This is a genomic window from Bradyrhizobium sp. SRL28, from assembly GCF_018596315.1.
Classification (GTDB): domain Bacteria; phylum Pseudomonadota; class Alphaproteobacteria; order Rhizobiales; family Xanthobacteraceae; genus Bradyrhizobium.
The window spans coordinates 165410-179635 of record NZ_JAHEAG010000002.1 but is presented as its reverse complement, the minus strand read 5'-3'; the positions used below and the strand labels follow the sequence as shown (position 1 = coordinate 179635).

Annotated in this window: 16 protein-coding genes; 4 read left to right on the top strand and 12 right to left on the bottom strand. The window is 63.8% G+C overall.

Features of this window, described 5'->3' with window-relative positions:
* Window positions 1-2: 2 nt before the first annotated feature.
* Genes phnK through phnG form a run of 5 tightly spaced genes read right to left on the bottom strand, consistent with a single transcriptional unit; the run spans window position 3 to window position 3803 of the window.
* A complete protein-coding gene (gene phnK / locus KIP88_RS05260; RefSeq protein ID WP_214486801.1) occupies window positions 3-803 on the bottom strand; it encodes a phosphonate C-P lyase system protein PhnK in 801 nt (266 codons plus the stop codon).
* Window positions 796-1680, bottom strand: coding sequence for an alpha-D-ribose 1-methylphosphonate 5-phosphate C-P-lyase PhnJ (locus KIP88_RS05255; RefSeq protein ID WP_214486800.1), 885 nt, complete (start codon window positions 1678-1680; stop codon window positions 796-798). Before KIP88_RS05255 ends, phnK begins: the two co-directional genes overlap by 8 nt.
* Window positions 1677-2780, bottom strand: coding sequence for a carbon-phosphorus lyase complex subunit PhnI (locus tag KIP88_RS05250; RefSeq protein ID WP_214486799.1), 1104 nt, complete (start codon window positions 2778-2780; stop codon window positions 1677-1679). The genes KIP88_RS05255 and KIP88_RS05250 overlap by 4 nt, the downstream gene beginning before the upstream one ends.
* Window positions 2781-2782: 2 nt before the next feature.
* Entirely contained in the window at window positions 2783-3388 is a 606-nt protein-coding gene (gene phnH / locus KIP88_RS05245; protein ID WP_214486798.1) for a phosphonate C-P lyase system protein PhnH, read from the bottom strand.
* Window position 3389: 1 nt separating this feature from the next.
* Window positions 3390-3803, bottom strand: a complete 414-nt coding sequence (phnG, locus tag KIP88_RS05240; RefSeq protein WP_308163296.1) for a phosphonate C-P lyase system protein PhnG — start codon at window positions 3801-3803, stop codon at window positions 3390-3392.
* A gap of 173 nt (window positions 3804-3976) precedes the next feature.
* Between phnG and phnF the strand changes: the two genes are divergently transcribed.
* Window positions 3977-4708 carry a phosphonate metabolism transcriptional regulator PhnF gene (gene phnF, locus KIP88_RS05235; protein ID WP_214486796.1) on the top strand — a complete coding sequence of 244 codons (732 nt, stop codon included), beginning with the start codon at window positions 3977-3979 and terminating at the stop codon, window positions 4706-4708.
* 99 nt (window positions 4709-4807) lie between these two features.
* Here the strand turns inward: phnF and phnE (KIP88_RS05230) are convergent, their stop codons facing one another.
* From phnE (KIP88_RS05230) to phnC, 4 genes are all read right to left on the bottom strand, one after another.
* The gene (gene phnE, locus KIP88_RS05230) at window positions 4808-5656 is read right to left on the bottom strand and encodes a phosphonate ABC transporter, permease protein PhnE (RefSeq protein WP_214486795.1); all 849 of its coding nucleotides are present in this window, start codon (window positions 5654-5656) and stop codon (window positions 4808-4810) included.
* Window positions 5653-6537 carry a phosphonate ABC transporter, permease protein PhnE gene (phnE, locus tag KIP88_RS05225; protein WP_214486794.1) on the bottom strand — a complete coding sequence of 295 codons (885 nt, stop codon included), beginning with the start codon at window positions 6535-6537 and terminating at the stop codon, window positions 5653-5655. The genes phnE (KIP88_RS05230) and phnE (KIP88_RS05225) overlap by 4 nt, the downstream gene beginning before the upstream one ends.
* A 78-nt stretch (window positions 6538-6615) precedes the next feature.
* On the bottom strand, window positions 6616-7551 hold the full coding sequence (gene phnD / locus KIP88_RS05220) for a phosphonate ABC transporter substrate-binding protein (RefSeq protein ID WP_214486793.1): 936 nt from the start codon (window positions 7549-7551) through the stop codon (window positions 6616-6618).
* A gap of 77 nt (window positions 7552-7628) precedes the next feature.
* The gene (phnC, locus tag KIP88_RS05215; RefSeq protein ID WP_214486792.1) at window positions 7629-8444 is read right to left on the bottom strand and encodes a phosphonate ABC transporter ATP-binding protein; all 816 of its coding nucleotides are present in this window, start codon (window positions 8442-8444) and stop codon (window positions 7629-7631) included.
* A 193-nt stretch (window positions 8445-8637) separates the two neighbouring features.
* Between phnC and KIP88_RS05210 the strand changes: the two genes are divergently transcribed.
* The 3 genes from KIP88_RS05210 to KIP88_RS05200 are packed head-to-tail and all read left to right on the top strand — an operon-like array spanning window position 8638 to window position 11203.
* Window positions 8638-9273, top strand: a complete 636-nt coding sequence (locus KIP88_RS05210) for a DapH/DapD/GlmU-related protein (protein ID WP_214486791.1) — start codon at window positions 8638-8640, stop codon at window positions 9271-9273.
* A 26-nt stretch (window positions 9274-9299) separates the two neighbouring features.
* Window positions 9300-10493 carry an alpha-D-ribose 1-methylphosphonate 5-triphosphate diphosphatase gene (locus KIP88_RS05205; protein WP_214486790.1) on the top strand — a complete coding sequence of 398 codons (1194 nt, stop codon included), beginning with the start codon at window positions 9300-9302 and terminating at the stop codon, window positions 10491-10493.
* Window positions 10494-10513: 20 nt separating this feature from the next.
* Entirely contained in the window at window positions 10514-11203 is a 690-nt protein-coding gene (locus KIP88_RS05200; protein WP_214486789.1) for a DUF1045 domain-containing protein, read from the top strand.
* Window positions 11204-11212: 9 nt separating this feature from the next.
* On the opposite strand, the gene KIP88_RS05195 is transcribed toward KIP88_RS05200, so the two are convergent.
* The 3 genes from KIP88_RS05195 to KIP88_RS05185 are packed head-to-tail and all read right to left on the bottom strand — an operon-like array spanning window position 11213 to window position 14180.
* Complete coding sequence (locus KIP88_RS05195) at window positions 11213-12712, bottom strand: tripartite tricarboxylate transporter permease (RefSeq protein ID WP_214486788.1); 1500 nt, start codon at window positions 12710-12712, stop codon at window positions 11213-11215.
* Between the two features lie 27 nt (window positions 12713-12739).
* A complete protein-coding gene (locus tag KIP88_RS05190) occupies window positions 12740-13189 on the bottom strand; it encodes a tripartite tricarboxylate transporter TctB family protein (protein WP_214486787.1) in 450 nt (149 codons plus the stop codon).
* Between the two features lie 10 nt (window positions 13190-13199).
* The gene (locus KIP88_RS05185) at window positions 13200-14180 is read right to left on the bottom strand and encodes a tripartite tricarboxylate transporter substrate binding protein (protein WP_214486786.1); all 981 of its coding nucleotides are present in this window, start codon (window positions 14178-14180) and stop codon (window positions 13200-13202) included.
* Between the last annotated feature and the right edge of the window lie 46 nt (window positions 14181-14226).

Here is a 14226-nt window from a genome sequence, read left to right as displayed (position 1 = left end):
ACTCATGCCGGCAAAATCGAGGAAACGAGCAACTGGGTGTAGGGCTCGCGGGGGTCGTCGAGCACCTGATCGGTCAGGCCGGTCTCGATGACGCGACCGCCCTTCATCACCATCACGCGATGCGACAGCAGCCGCGCCACGGCGAGGTCATGAGTGACGACGATGGCGGCAAGGCCGAGCTCGCTGACGAGATTGCGCATCAGATCGAGCAGCCGTGCCTGCACCGATACGTCGAGCCCACCGGTCGGCTCGTCCATGAATACCAGCCGCGGCTCGGTAACCAGGTTGCGCGCGATCTGCAACCGCTGCCGCATCCCGCCCGAATAGGTCCGCGGCGCATCGTCGATGCGCGCGGTGTCGATCTCGACGCGCTCCAGCCAGGACGAGGCGGTATCGCGAATGCGGCCGTAGTGATTCCAGTCCACCGCCATCAGCCGTTCGCCGACATTGGCGCCGGCCGAGACCGCCATCCGCAGACCCTGCGCGGGGTCCTGATGCACATAGCCCCAGTCCGTGCGGAACAAGAAGCGACGCTCGGCCTCACCTAACGCGGCCAGATCGCGCAACACGCCATCGCGCATCCGATACGACACGCGGCCGGCGCTCGGCGCGAGCTGCGCCGACAGTAGTTGCAAGAGCGTCGACTTGCCCGATCCGGATTCGCCTACGATGGCCAGCACTTCACCGGGGTAGAGCGCAAAGGACACATCGCGGCAGGCGGTCAACCGGCCGTAGTTCTTGCCGAGGTGTTCGGCAACCAGCAGCGGCTGGTCGTCCGGCGTGAGGTCTTGCAGCTCAGCCATGCGCCCTCTCCTTGTGCGGCGCGGCGCTCTCGCTGCCGCGATGACCGGCCAACTGGCGAGACTCGCAATAGTCGGTGTCGGAACAGACGAACATGCGGCCACCCTTGTCGTCGGTGACGATTTCGTCGAGATAGGAATCGCCGGCCCCGCACAACGCGCAAGGCGCGTCGAACCGGTAGCGCGTGAACGGGTGATCCTCGAAGTCGAGCGAAACCACATTGGTATGTGGCGGGATCGCATAGATGCGCTTTTCGCGGCCGGCGCCGAACAGTTGCAGCGCCGGACAATTATCCATTTTCGGATTGTCGAATTTCGGCGTCGGCGACGGGTCCATCACATAGCGCGCATTCACCTTCACCGGATAGGCATAGGAGGTCGCGATATGGCCAAAGCGCGCAATATCCTCGTACAGCTTGACGTGCATCAGGCCGTATTCGCCGAGCGCATGCATGCGCCGCGTTTCGGTCTCGCGCGGCTCCAGGAAACGCAGCGGTTCGGGGATCGGCACCTGATAGACCAGCACCTGCCCGGCGTGCAGCGGCGCCTCGGGAATTCGGTGCCGGGTCTGGATCACGGTGGCGTCCGCCGTAGCTGTCGTCGTTGCGACGCCTGCCGTCTTGCCGAAGAATTTCCGGATCGAGATCGCGTTGGTGGTGTCGTCCGAACCCTGGTCGATCACCTTGAGCACGTCATCAGGCCCCAGGATCGCCGCCGTCACCTGCACGCCGCCGGTGCCCCAGCCATAGGGCATCGGCATCTCGCGGCTGGCGAACGGCACTTGATAGCCGGGAATCGCAATCGCCTTCAGGATGGCGCGACGAATCATCCGTTTGGTCTGTTCGTCGAGATAGGCGAAATTGTAAGCCGGCGCGTTCATTCCGCGGCCTCCTGCATCGGCGGGGCCTCGTTCGCCTCGGCAAATTCTTTCCGCAATTTGCGCAGCAGGCCGAGCTCGGACTGGAAATCGACGTAATGCGGCAGCTTGAGATGCTCGACGAAGCCGGTCGCCTGCACATTGTCCGAGTGCGACATCACGAATTCCTCGTCCTGGCCGGGCGCGATCACTTCCTCGCCGAGCTCGCGGGCGCGCAGGCTGCGATCGACCAGCGCCATCGACATGGTCTTGCGCTCGCTTTGCCCGAAGGCGAGACCATAGCCGCGCGTAAAACACGGCGCTTCCGTCGCCGATCCCTTGAACTGATTGACCATTTGGCATTCGGTCAATGCGACCGAGCCCAGCGGAACGGCAAAGCCGGCATCCTCGGCCATGAACTCGACCTCCACCTCGCCGAAACGAATCTCGCCGGCAAAGGGATGATTGCGGCCGTAGCCGCGCTGCGAGGAATATCCGAGCGCCAGCAGAAAGCCCTCATCGGCGCGCGCCAGGTTTTGCAGGCGCAGATCACGATCCGCCGGAAAATTTAGCGGCTCGCGCGTCAAGTCGCCGACGGGAGCGTCAGCATCCGCAACCGGCGACGGCTCGATCAGGCCATCGCGGCCCAGAATATCGGTCACCCGCGGGGTTGCGCCTGTAGACGTCTCGCCCGTCGCGGGAGCCTCGGGCGCGAACCCCTCGGCGAGCTGAGGGTCGAGCAGGCGATGTGTATAGTCGAAAGTGGGACCGAGAATTTGCCCGCCCGGAATATCCTTGAACGTCGAGGAAACCCGGCGGCGCACCTGCATCGCGCCGGTGTCTACTGGCTCGGTCGCGCCAAAGCGCGGCAGCGTGGCGCGGAACGCCCGCACCAGGAAGATCGCCTCGATCAGGTCGCCACGCGCCTGCTTGATGGCGAGCGCCGCAAGTTCGCGATCGTATAGCGAGCCTTCGGTCATGACGCGATCGACGCCGAGCGAAAGCTGCTCGGAGATCTGGGCCAGCGTCAGTTCGGGAACGTCGCGGTCACCGCGCCGCTCATGCGCGAGCAGACGATGGGCATTCTCGATAGCGCGCTCGCCACCCTTGACGGCAACGTACATGCTCAGCCTCCCCTCACGAGCCGCGTCGTGCGCGGTATGGCGACAATGGAATCGTCATGGACCAGCACCACGTCGATACCGCGCGGAAACAGCGCGGCGTTTATGGCCAACCGTTCGAACAGATCCCACGGCCGGATTAAAGCGCGAAGCGCTGTTGAGCCGTCGATGCCGGGGCCCTGCAACTCGATAACGGGGCCATCCGTCAGGCTTTCGACCTGCAGAACCAGCGTCGTCGAACGGTCCGGATATTCATTGCTGCCAGACGCGAAGCGATCGAGCACCGGAAGGTTTTCGGGATCGCCCACCAGCGCAAAACTGGCGATCGACGAATCCGTAACGACCGGCGCGCTGGTGTGAAACTTGAGCCATTTGGCGACGTCCGGTGTTGCCGACATCCGCGAGTCCAGCCAGATCGGCGTATCGTGATCGAACAAAGTCAGCGCAATCGCGGCGGTGCCACGCATCATCCCGACGGGCGCACCAGCCGCGGGCCCGATACGTTGAACGCTGCCGGGACGCGCCATCGCATCCATCACGGAACGGAAGACCGATTGCGCCGACAACACCTTGTCGGCAAATCCTGCGCGCAATTCGGCAACGGTCGTCATGTCAGCCCTCGCCCCGCACCAGTGTGTAGAAATCGACCCGCGTTGCGGCAGCTTCCACCGCCTTGCGATTTCGCCTTTCGACCATCGCCGCACGCAACGGTGCGACGACTTGGGTTTCGATCGCGCCAGCGAGTTCAGCCGACTGCACCATGGCATCGCACAGCGCGATCAGCCTGGCCTTCTCCCGGTCGCGGCCCAACGTGTAGCCGAAGCCGACCTCGCCGGTCGACAGCCGCACCGCGGCGCGCGACACCGTGGCCTCTCCGAGGTTGAAGGGCGCGCCGTCGCCGCCAACGCGGCCGCGCACCATGACGAGCCCATTCTCGGGCTCACGCAGGTCTTCGTGCGCCGGCAACGCGATCGTCCCGAGACGCCCTTCTATATCGGCCGTTGCCGAATGAGCCAGCACCGCCATCACGGCCTTGCGCCGCGCCTGCCCGCCGCTTTCGTCTGCCAGACTTTCGTTACCCGTCATCACATCGACCTTGCCGGACTCAAGTTGTCTATGATAATAGACAACTTCATAACGAAGCGCCATGACGGATTCGTGACAATGAGGTGATTTTTGCCGATGCCCCATTTCATTCCATGAGCATCCAGGACACCCCCTCCGGCGTTGCGCTGTGGCGGCAGGTCGCCGACGGCATCGAGCGCGGTATCGCTGACGGCCGCTTTGTTGCCGGCGAGAAACTGCCGGGCGAAATGGAGATCGCCGAGACCTATCGGGTCAACCGCCACACCGTTCGCCGGGCGCTCGCCACGCTCGCCGAACGCGGCCTGGTGCGCGCCGAGCGCGGCAGCGGCACCTATGTCGAGACGCGGCGCCTCGCCTACCCCCTGCACTCACGAACGCGGTTTTCCGAGATCGTCGGCGCCGGCGGCCGCGAGCCGCGCGGCCAACTCATCGATTCGACGGAAGAAGAAGCCACGCGCGAGCTGGCGCGGGAGCTTGGATTGAAGACCGGCGCATCCCTGATCCGGATCGAATCCGTACGGCTTGCCGACCGCGCGCCGATCTGCGTGAGCACCACGTGGCTTTCAGCCGTACGCTTCCCCGACGCCGGGAAGGTGTTCGCCAATGTGCGCTCGATGACCAAGCTGCTGGCGCATTACGGTATCCGCGATTTTCGCCGCGTCTCGACGCGGATCACCGCCGCCATCGTGGACGGAACCGACGCCGCGCGGCTCGACCTCGCGCTAGGACGCCCGATCCTGGTGGTCGACGCTACCGACGTCGACACCGACGGCAGACCGCTGGTAACCAAGCGCTCGCGCTTTGCAGCCGAGCGTGTGGAGTTTCTGGTGGAGAATGGTTTGTAGTTTGTAGGGTGGGAAAAGCGTAGCGTGCCCACCATTACTAACCCCAATGCGGAACGATGGTGGGCATGGCGCTCGCGCGCCTTTGCCCACCCTACGGAATCACGCGATCGCTCGCTGTCCGATGATGGCAAAGCGCAGTTTGCCCGAGATCCAGTCGATCGCGGCCACCGCGACCAGAATCATCAGGATCAGGAACGAAACTTTCTGCCACTCCAGCACGCGGATCTGTTCGGCCAACTGCAGACCGATGCCACCGGCGCCGACGATGCCGATGATGGTGGCCGAGCGGGTATTCGATTCGATGAAGTAGAGCACCTGCCCCGCGATGACAGGCAGCACCTGCGGCATCAGGCCGAAGCGTATCTCATGCAGCGCGTTGCCGCCGGAAGCCCTGATGCCTTCGACCTGCTTCTTGTCGGCGGCCTCGATCGCCTCAGAAAACAATTTGCCGAATGCACCGAAATCCGCCACCGCAATCGCCAGCACGCCGGCAAACGGGCCGAGGCCAACGACATTGATCCACACCAGCGCCCAGATCAGCGTATCGACGCCGCGGATGGAATCGAACGCGCGGCGCACCGGAAAGCGGAGCCACCCCGAGGGAATGACGTTCCGCGCCGCCAGCAGGCTGAACGGCAGCGCCACAATGGCGGCGATGGTGGTGCCGAGCAGCGCAATCGACAGGGTTTCCCCCAGCGCCGAGAGATAGGCCGGCAATGATGAGCCCGGATCGGGCGGGATCATCATGAGCGTGATCCAGCCGAGTTGGCTCAGCCCGGCGAACAGTTTCGCCAGCGAGAAGTCGAGATCGACCAAACCGAAGATGAAGACGGCGAAGGCAGCGACGATCATCGCCGGCATGGCGAGCCGCGTCGCGGCAGGCCTGTCGAACACATCGGGATATTTCGCCCGCAATTGCTCCCGGTCCGGCTTCGGCAACTGGCTCATGCCCGCGCATCCTTGCCGAACAGACGGCCACGCAGCCAGCCGGTGGCAATGTCGATGATGAAGACGGTGACGATGATCGTAATCAGGATCGCGCTGACGTCGGAGTAGTAGAATTTTCGGATCGCGACCACGAGTTCCTGCCCGATGCCGCCGGCGCCGACAAAGCCCATCACCGAGGCTTCGCGAACGTTGATCTCGAAGCGCAGCAGCGCATAGCTGGCGTAGCCGGCCGACACCTGCGGCAACACGGCAAACCGCATGCAGGACAACCAGCTTGCGCCGGTCGAGCGTACGCCTTCGACCGGCTTCATGTCGGCATTCTCCACGATCTCGGAAAACAGCTTTCCAAGCGCCCCGGTGGAATGGATCGCAATCGCCAGCACGCCGGCCATCGGGCCGAGACCGAAGGCGATGACGAAGATCAGCGCGAACACGATGCCGGGAACGGTGCGGGCAAATTCCAGCAGGCGGCGAATGACGAAACGAAGCCACGGCGCCGGCGATGTGTTTTGGGCGGCGAAGAAGTTCAGTGCAAAGGCAAGCACCGCCCCGATCATGGTGCCGACATAGCTGATCAGGATGGTCTCGGCCAACATCCACAGCCATTTGCGCCAGCCCCAGAACCATTCGGCCGGGTTGCTCCACACCCTGGTGCCGTCTTCCAGCGTCAGAATGCGGTCGAAATAGTTGATGAAGTTTCCAAAATAGGTGAACAGGGTGCGCAGATTCACTTCCGCGCCAACCGCCGCCACGACAAGCGCGGCAAGAAAAGCCGCCGCCGCCAGCGCAAGCCGCAACCGCTTGCGCGCCACCGCGCCGCGATAGGCCGCGTTGAGAATGGCCAGTTGCGCGCCTGGAAGGATGGATACGGCTGATGTCATTGAGGCGTTCTGCGCGGGGCTCTAATTCAAAAAAAGGCCGGGCCACGCGGACCCGGCCTCATTTGTTCTACCGATCGATCAGGACGCCTTCTTTTTACGCAACGCATCGACGAACTTGATCAACTCGATAGTACCATCCCAGTCCTTGGTGGTCGCCGGGTTGAAGCCTTTCTTCTGACCGTCGGACAGGCGGTCGAACGCGGCCTTGTCCTTGGTCGGCGATTCCGTGAACGCCTTGGCGATCGCCGCCTTCAGATCGGCGGGGAGATCCGAATTATAGGCGTAGGGTCCGTTGATGATCGGGGCGGACTTGTGGACGATCCGGAAATCGTCCTTCTTCATCGCCGACCCGTCGGCGTTCTTCAGCATGCCCTTGTGGAGCATCTGGGCGAGCGTGGAATCGCCGTCGTTGGTCCACTGGTTGGCGGCGACCTCGACGGTACCCTGCGACAGCGCCAGCATGGCGTTCTCGTGGCTGCCGGTGAAGACGACCTTGCCGAAATAGCCATCGGCATCGGAGATGCCCAGCTTGTCGAGTTCAAAGCGCGGCACGTTGTTGCCCGAGGTCGAGTTCGGATCGACCAGGCCGAGATTCTTGCCCTTCAGTTGATCGATGCTCTTGTAGGGGCTCGACGCCTTGACGAAGAACACCGAATAATAGCCGGTCGAGCCGTCGGCGTTGATGTCGTTGGCGAAGGCGTCGGTCTTGACGCCGGTCAGGCGGGCGCGGGCAAACGATGCCGAGCCGTAGCTTGCGATATGGATGTTGCCGGCGCGCTGGCCTTCGATCACGGCAGCATAGTCATTGGCGATGCGCAGCGTGACCTTGATGCCAAGTTCCTTGGAGAGATAGGCTACGAACGGCGTCCAGCGCTCGGTCACCCCCGAGGCGTTTTCGGCCGGCACCACCGCAAAAGTCAGTTCCGGATATTTGCTCTTCCAGTCCTGCGCCGAGGCGGAAGCGGTGAATGCCAGCGCGGCCGCGCCGGCCAGAACGATACGACGAGTGATCATGGTGAGCCCTCTTGTTGTGGTTACGCCTCTTCGCCGATTGCAGGTTTGCAACCGGCTACCCTGTACAGAAATGACACTCAGGCTGCGGCAGCCGTGCCGAGTTCAGGCACCACCGCACCGTCCGGCACCTGCGCGGGCGCAGTACCCATGACGTCGTTGGCTTCGAGATCGTAGAGCTCGCGCGCGATATGATCGGTCAGCGTCTCGGGGGCGCCGTCGAACACCACCCGTCCCGCGGCCATGCCGATCAACCGGTCGCAATAGCTCCGCGCCAGATCGAGCGAATGCAGGTTGCAGACGACGGTGATGCCGAAGTGCTTGTTGATGCGTAGCAGTGCATCCATCACGATGCGCGTGTTGCGCGGGTCGAGCGAAGCGATCGGCTCGTCGGCAAGAATAATGTCAGGCTCCTGCACCAGTGCGCGCGCGATCGCGACGCGCTGCTGCTGGCCGCCCGAAAGCTGGTCGGCGCGCTGGGCCGCGACCCCGGCCATATCGAACTGGTCAAGCGCCGACAGCGCCAGCGCCCTGTCCTCTTCCGGCCAAAGCTGCGTCAGCGAGCGCCAGGACGGGATTTCCGCCAGCCGCCCCATCAGCACATTGGTCAGAACGTCGAGCCGGCCGACAAGATTGAACTGTTGAAAGATCATCGCGGAGCGCGCACGCCACTGCCGCAAATCCTTGCCGCGGAGCGCAGTCACGTCGACGCCTTCAAAGAGGATGCGCCCCTCGGAAGGTTCGGCGAGGCGGTTGATCATCCGAAGCAGCGTGGACTTGCCGGCGCCGGAACGGCCGATCACGCCGACGAAGCTCCCGGGCTGAATCGAAAATGATGCGTTATCCACTGCGGCTTTGGTGCCGAACCGGCACGTCAAACCTTCTACCACCAGCATGCACTGCTCCAGAGTTCCGGTCGTGGAGCATGGCTAGCGGCTCGATCTAACAGTTGTGTGACACGACTGCTGCGGTGCGGCGTTCGTCCACAGCGCTGGCCGACGTCACGCACCTGTCATGATCCTGTCATCAAGCGCATCGAAGACGAGCGCGCACCAATGACCCTTCCTCGATTGCTGATGGACGCTACCGATGGCCGGCAAGATGCTTTCCACTGAACCGGCCGTCGACCCCACCGCCTCGGTACGCGACTGCCAGCTTGGCGCCTATACCGAGGTCGGCGCCCGGACCATCCTTCTGGAAGTCACGATGGCCGATTATTCCTACGTCGTGAACGACGCGCAAATCACCTACACCACGATCGGCAAATTCTGTTCGACCGCGGCGATGACGCGGATCAACCCGGGCAACCACCCGATGCATCGGGCCTCGCAGGCGCATTTCACCTACCGCGCCAGCAGCTATTTCCAGGGCGAGAGCGACGATACCGAATTCTTTGCATGGCGGCGCGGGCATCACGTCCATATCGGCCATGACGTCTGGATCGGCCACGGCGCGGTCATTCTGCCCGGCCGCTCCATCGGCACCGGCGCGGTGGTCGCGGCCGGCGCCATCGTCACCAAGGACGTCCCCGCCTATACGATCGTTGCAGGCAACCCGGCCAGGCCGATCAGGCGGCGGTTTCCGGAATCCATCGCCGGGCGGCTTGCCGAACTCGCATGGTGGGACTGGGACCACGAGACGCTGCGCCGTGCCCTGCCCGATTTCCGCAAGCTCGATGTCGAGGGCTTTCTCGAAAAGTACGAAGCCGCTGCCGCATCGGGCTGACCCCATTTTAACCAGAGTGCCGCATCGTGACCGAACTGTTCATTGAAGGTGGCCGGGCACTGCTCGGCCACGAGATCCTCGAAACCACGTTGCGGATTGCCGGCCGCGAGATCGTCGCTGTTGATACGGACAACAGCCATGGCTCGCCCGGCATCGATGCCGGCGGCTTGCTGGTGCTGCCGGGCATTGTCGATCTGCATGGTGATGCGTTCGAGCGCCAGATGATGCCGCGCCCCGGGGTTGATTTTCCGATCGACGTCGCACTGATCGACAGCGACCGGCAGGCGGTCTCCAACGGCATCACGACCGTCTATCATGCCACGACCTGGTCGTGGGAGCCCGGCCTGCGCAGCGCAGACAATGCTCGGAAATTGCTGGAGGCGATCGAGCAGATGCGGCCGCAGCTCGCCGCCGACACCCGTTTCCATTTGCGCCACGAGACCTACAATCTCGACGCGGAAAGCGAAATCATCGACTGGCTGTCGGAAGGCCGCGTCGACCTGTTCGCGTTCAACGACCACATGAACTCAACCGTCGCAAGCCCGACCAAGCCGCTGAAGCGCAGCCGAATGGTCGAGCGCACGGGGCTCACCAATGAGGCGTTCGACCGCCTGGTGCAAAGCGTGGTCACCCGCAGCCACGATGTGCCGGCCTCGATTGCCCGGCTGGCGCAGGCAGCGCACGCGGCTGATGTCCGGATGCTCTCGCATGACGACGAAAGCCCGGCGATGCGGCAGGCTTTTCGTGCGCAGGGCGTTGCCATCGCTGAATTTCCGGTCAATGAGGAAACCGCCCGCGATGCCGCCGAATACGGCGATTTCATCGTGTTCGGCGCGCCTAATGTCGTGCGCGGCGGCAGCCATACCGGCTGGACCAAGGCCTCCGACATGATCGCCAAGGGCCTGTGTTCGGTGCTGGCGTCCGACTATTATTATCCGGCGCCGCTGCTGGCGGCGTTTCGTCTCGCGGCTGACGGCGTGCTGCCGCTGGCCGCCGCATGGCAGTTGATCTCGTCGGCGCCGGCGCGTGCTGCCTTTCTCACCGATCGTGGCTTGCTCGCCGCGGGACAGCGCGCCGACATCATTCTGGTCGATGACACGGTGCCGCTACGGCCACGAGTAGTCGCGGTCATTGCCGCGGGGCGTCTGGTGCATCTGACGGAGGCTCACCGTCTCGTCCGTTCATCCACAGCATCACGCAAGGCAGTTGCAGCCGCGTGAGGCGGCCCTATTCTGGCGCAATGGCAAATTACCCCCGTTACGCGATCTATTATACCGCCGCGCAAGGCAGCGCACTCGACCGGTTCGGCGCGTCGCTGCTCGGTTACGACGCCTATGGCGGCGACGAGCTGCCCTTTCCGGATGGGCTCCCGTTGGACTGGCGCGACCTGACGCAGGACCCCCGCAAATATGGCTTTCACGCCACGCTGAAGGCGCCGATGGCGCTGGCCGACGGCAAGGCCGAGGCACAGCTTGCCGCGGCATGCGAATTGTTCGCCGATCTGGCCCGGCCTGTGCCGGCGATCCAACCGGTCGTCGATTCGATCAGCGGCTTCATCGCCGTGATTCCCACCGAACCGTCGGCAGAACTCGAACTGCTCGCCGCTGAAGCGACCAAGGCATTCGATCCGTTCCGCGCTCCCCTTAGCCCGGAAGATCGCGCGCGGCGAAATCCGGCAGCGCTGACGCCGCGGCAGCGCGACTATCTCGATCGCTGGGGCTACCCTTACGTCTTCGAAGAATTTCGCTTCCACATGACGCTGACAGGACGGCTTCCCGCAGAACGGCGCGAACAGGTTGTGGCGATGCTGCGGGAGAGGTTTTCTGCGACAGGCATCGGGCCGCTCGAGATCGACGCAATTGCCCTGTGCCGTCAGGAAAATCCGAATTCACGCTTTCGCGTCATCGGCCGATGGCAATTACAGGACTGACGCCAGCCGTCATTCCGCCAGCGCTTGTTTCCGCGTTTTCAATATTTGCGGCGACAGCATCGCCAGCAACAGAACGGCGACGACGCCAAGGATAACCGCGCTGATCGGCCGTGACAGAAAGACGGTGAAATCGCCGTCCGCGATCAGCATTGCACGCCGAAAATTTTCCTCGAACTGCGGACCGAGCACGAGGCCGAGCAGCAGCGGCGCCGGCTCGACGCCGATCTTGATAAAGAAATAGCCGATCAAGGCGCAGCCCATCATCAACCATACGTTGAACAGGCTGTTGGCGATGCCATAGGTACCGATGCAGCAGAACAGGACGATGGCAGGAAACAGCAGCCGATAGGGAATCTTCAGCATCGAGACCCACAGGCCGATCAACGGAAGGTTGATCACCAGCAACATCAAATTACCGACCCACATGCTGGCGATGACGCCCCAGACGAGCTTGGGTTGCTCGGTCATGATCTGCGGCCCGGGCTGGATGCCCTGCATCATCAGCGCGCCGATCATCAGCGCCATCAGGGCGTTGGCGGGAATGCCGAGCGTCAGCAGCGGAATGAAGCTGGTCTGTGCGCCGGCATTGTTGGCGGCCTCTGGCCCTGCGACGCCCTCGATGGCGCCCTTGCCGAAGCGCGACGGATCGCGCGCAAGCTTCTTTTCCAGCGCGTAGGAGGAGAACGGCGGAAGCGCGGCGCCGCCGCCAGGCAACACCCCCAACACGGAGCCCAGTGCCGTGCCGCGCACCATGGCCGGAAAGGCGGCCCGCAGGTCCGCCCGGCTCGGGATCAGACTGCGGATCGACTGGCTGACGACGCGGCGCTCGGAAGGTCTCTCCAGATTGGCGATGATTTCACCGAGCCCGAACAGGCCCATCGCGATCGGCACGAAATCAAGACCATCCGATAGAGCGGCGATGCCGAAGGTCATGCGCGCGACGCCTGAGCTGACGTCGATGCCGACGAGACCGAGCAACAACCCCAGCAGCACCATCGCCAGCGATTTGGCGACCGAACCATGCGCGAGCACGACGGCGGCGATCAGGCCAAGCACGAGCAGACTGAAATATTCAACCGCGGTGAATTTCAGCGCCAGCATCGACAACGGCACGCTAAGCACTGCGATCACGATCGTCGCCGTGGTGCCGGCAAAGAACGAGGCGATGGCGGCAATGGCGAGCGCGGTTCCGGCCTTGCCCTGCTTCGCCATCTCGTGACCGTCGATACAGGTGACGACCGACGACGTCTCGCCCGGCACATTGACCAGGATGGCGGTGGTCGAGCCGCCATATTGTGCGCCGTAGAAGATGCCGGCCAGCATGATCATCGCGCTGGGGGGCGACAGGCCGAAGGTGAAGGGCAACAGCAACGCGACCGTCGGAATTGGGCCGATGCCGGGCAGCACGCCGATCGCGGTGCCGATGACCACGCCGATCAGGCAGAACAGCAGATTGTTGAGTTCGAGGGCCGTCGAAAGGCCCATCAGCAGGTTGTTGAAGAGTTCCATATGCGTCTGCCTGAGAAGCCCGCCGCCCTAGCGGGGCCAGATCGGGATCGGCAAGCCGAGCAACTTGACGAACAGAAGCACCGCGGCACCTGAAAGTACGATGGCAAACGCTATCGTTTCGATGAGCCGCCCTTCCCGCGTGGCGAAGCTCGCAAGGAGCACGGCAACGACGGAGGCGATCGCGAGGCCGAGGCGCTCGGCCGTGAGCGCGAAAACGCCGACGGAAGCCAGGATCGCAAGCAGGGGCCGCAACTGAACGGGCGCAATGCCGATGCGCATGCGCCAAAGGCCGCGCCCGGTGAAGAAGAGACCGAATCCCATCAGCGCGAGTGCGACGACGCGGGGCATGTAGCCCGGCCCCATATCGGCGGCGTGACCGACCGTCAGGTTGCGCGTGGCGACAAGGGTACCCGCCGCCACCGCCACCAGAAACAGGCCGAACAGCAGGTCCTGCAGGTCGATCCGGGAACGCGTCATCGTCCCGCCCTCAGCTGCCCTTGATGCCGGCCTCGCGGATGATCGTGCCCCAACGGGTCGTCGCATCATTGAGCCAGTTACGGAACTCCTCCGGCGATTGGGCCTTCACGACGCCGCCCTGCTCGGCGATCTTCTGTTGAATTTCAGGCTCTGCCAGGATCTTGCGGATCTCGGCGTTCAATCGCGCGACCATGGCCGGCGGCGTTCCGCCCGTGGTCAGGATGCCTTGCCAGGTCCCGGCATCGCCGCCGGGCAGGCCCGCCTCCTTGAAGGTCGGCAGATCGGGAGCCGACGCAATCCGCTGCTCGCCGGTGACGGCAAGTCCGACAAGCTGCTTGTTCACCACGAAGGGCATCGTCGCCGCAGCGCCGTTGATGATCACGCCGCTCTCGCCGGATACGACGGCGCGCGAGGCAGCCGCCCCGCCCTTGTAGGGAATGTTCTTCCATTGAATTCCAAGCTGCTTCGCCATCGCCACGGCCGTGATGTGCGTGGCGCCACCGACGCCTGAATTGGCGATGGTGAGCTTGTTCGGATTGGCCTTGGCGTAGTCGATCAGTTCCTTCGTCGACTTCGCCGGGACCGATTCATGGACGGCCAGGACGTAGGGGCCGAACATCACCATGGAAATGGGTGCAAGGTCCTTCTGAACGTCGAACGTGAGATCGGAAAACAGGCTGGGCGCCGTCGCGAGCGAGGCGACATCCATCAGCAACAACGTGTGGCCGTCAGGCTGCGCCTTGGCGACGGCGTCGGCCCCGAGATTGCCGGCCGCGCCCGGCTTGTTCTCGACCACGACCGACTGGCCGATGGCGGCGGACAGTTTTGGGCTGATCAGGCGGGCGAGAATGTCGGAGGTGCCACCGGGAGCGAAAGGCACGATCAGCCGCACCGGCCGCTCGAAATTCTGGGCCCCGGCCCCGCTTGACGCCAAAGCAGACACCGAAAGGACTGCGGCCGCGATCGCCCGGGCGAGAGATGGCATAGACATCGGTCTTCCTCCGTTTCAAAGCGCAATTGCGCGCGATCCCGCCGTT

Excerpts from the sequence above, each read along its gene's own strand:
- phnC (WP_214486792.1), bottom strand. The coding sequence starts at position 8,444 with ATGCTGGTGGTAGAAGGTTTGACGTGCCGGTTCGGCACCAAAGCCGCA.
- KIP88_RS05195 (WP_214486788.1), bottom strand. The coding sequence starts at position 12,712 with ATGGAACTCTTCAACAACCTGCTGATGGGCCTTTCGACGGCCCTCGAA.
- phnE (WP_214486795.1), bottom strand. The coding sequence starts at position 5,656 with ATGAGCCAGTTGCCGAAGCCGGACCGGGAGCAATTGCGGGCGAAATAT.
- KIP88_RS05190 (WP_214486787.1), bottom strand. The coding sequence starts at position 13,189 with ATGACGCGTTCCCGGATCGACCTGCAGGACCTGCTGTTCGGCCTGTTT.
- phnH (WP_214486798.1), bottom strand. The coding sequence starts at position 3,388 with ATGACGACCGTTGCCGAATTGCGCGCAGGATTTGCCGACAAGGTGTTG.
- KIP88_RS05250 (WP_214486799.1), bottom strand. The coding sequence starts at position 2,780 with ATGTACGTTGCCGTCAAGGGTGGCGAGCGCGCTATCGAGAATGCCCAT.
- phnG (WP_308163296.1), bottom strand. The coding sequence starts at position 3,803 with ATGGCGGTGCTGGCTCATTCGGCAACGGCCGATATAGAAGGGCGTCTC.
- phnE (WP_214486794.1), bottom strand. The coding sequence starts at position 6,537 with ATGACATCAGCCGTATCCATCCTTCCAGGCGCGCAACTGGCCATTCTC.
- phnF (WP_214486796.1), top strand. The coding sequence starts at position 3,977 with ATGAGCATCCAGGACACCCCCTCCGGCGTTGCGCTGTGGCGGCAGGTC.
- KIP88_RS05185 (WP_214486786.1), bottom strand. The coding sequence starts at position 14,180 with ATGTCTATGCCATCTCTCGCCCGGGCGATCGCGGCCGCAGTCCTTTCG.
- phnD (WP_214486793.1), bottom strand. The coding sequence starts at position 7,551 with ATGATCACTCGTCGTATCGTTCTGGCCGGCGCGGCCGCGCTGGCATTC.
- KIP88_RS05255 (WP_214486800.1), bottom strand. The coding sequence starts at position 1,680 with ATGAACGCGCCGGCTTACAATTTCGCCTATCTCGACGAACAGACCAAA.
- KIP88_RS05210 (WP_214486791.1), top strand. The coding sequence starts at position 8,638 with ATGGCCGGCAAGATGCTTTCCACTGAACCGGCCGTCGACCCCACCGCC.
- phnK (WP_214486801.1), bottom strand. The coding sequence starts at position 803 with ATGGCTGAGCTGCAAGACCTCACGCCGGACGACCAGCCGCTGCTGGTT.
- KIP88_RS05200 (WP_214486789.1), top strand. The coding sequence starts at position 10,514 with ATGGCAAATTACCCCCGTTACGCGATCTATTATACCGCCGCGCAAGGC.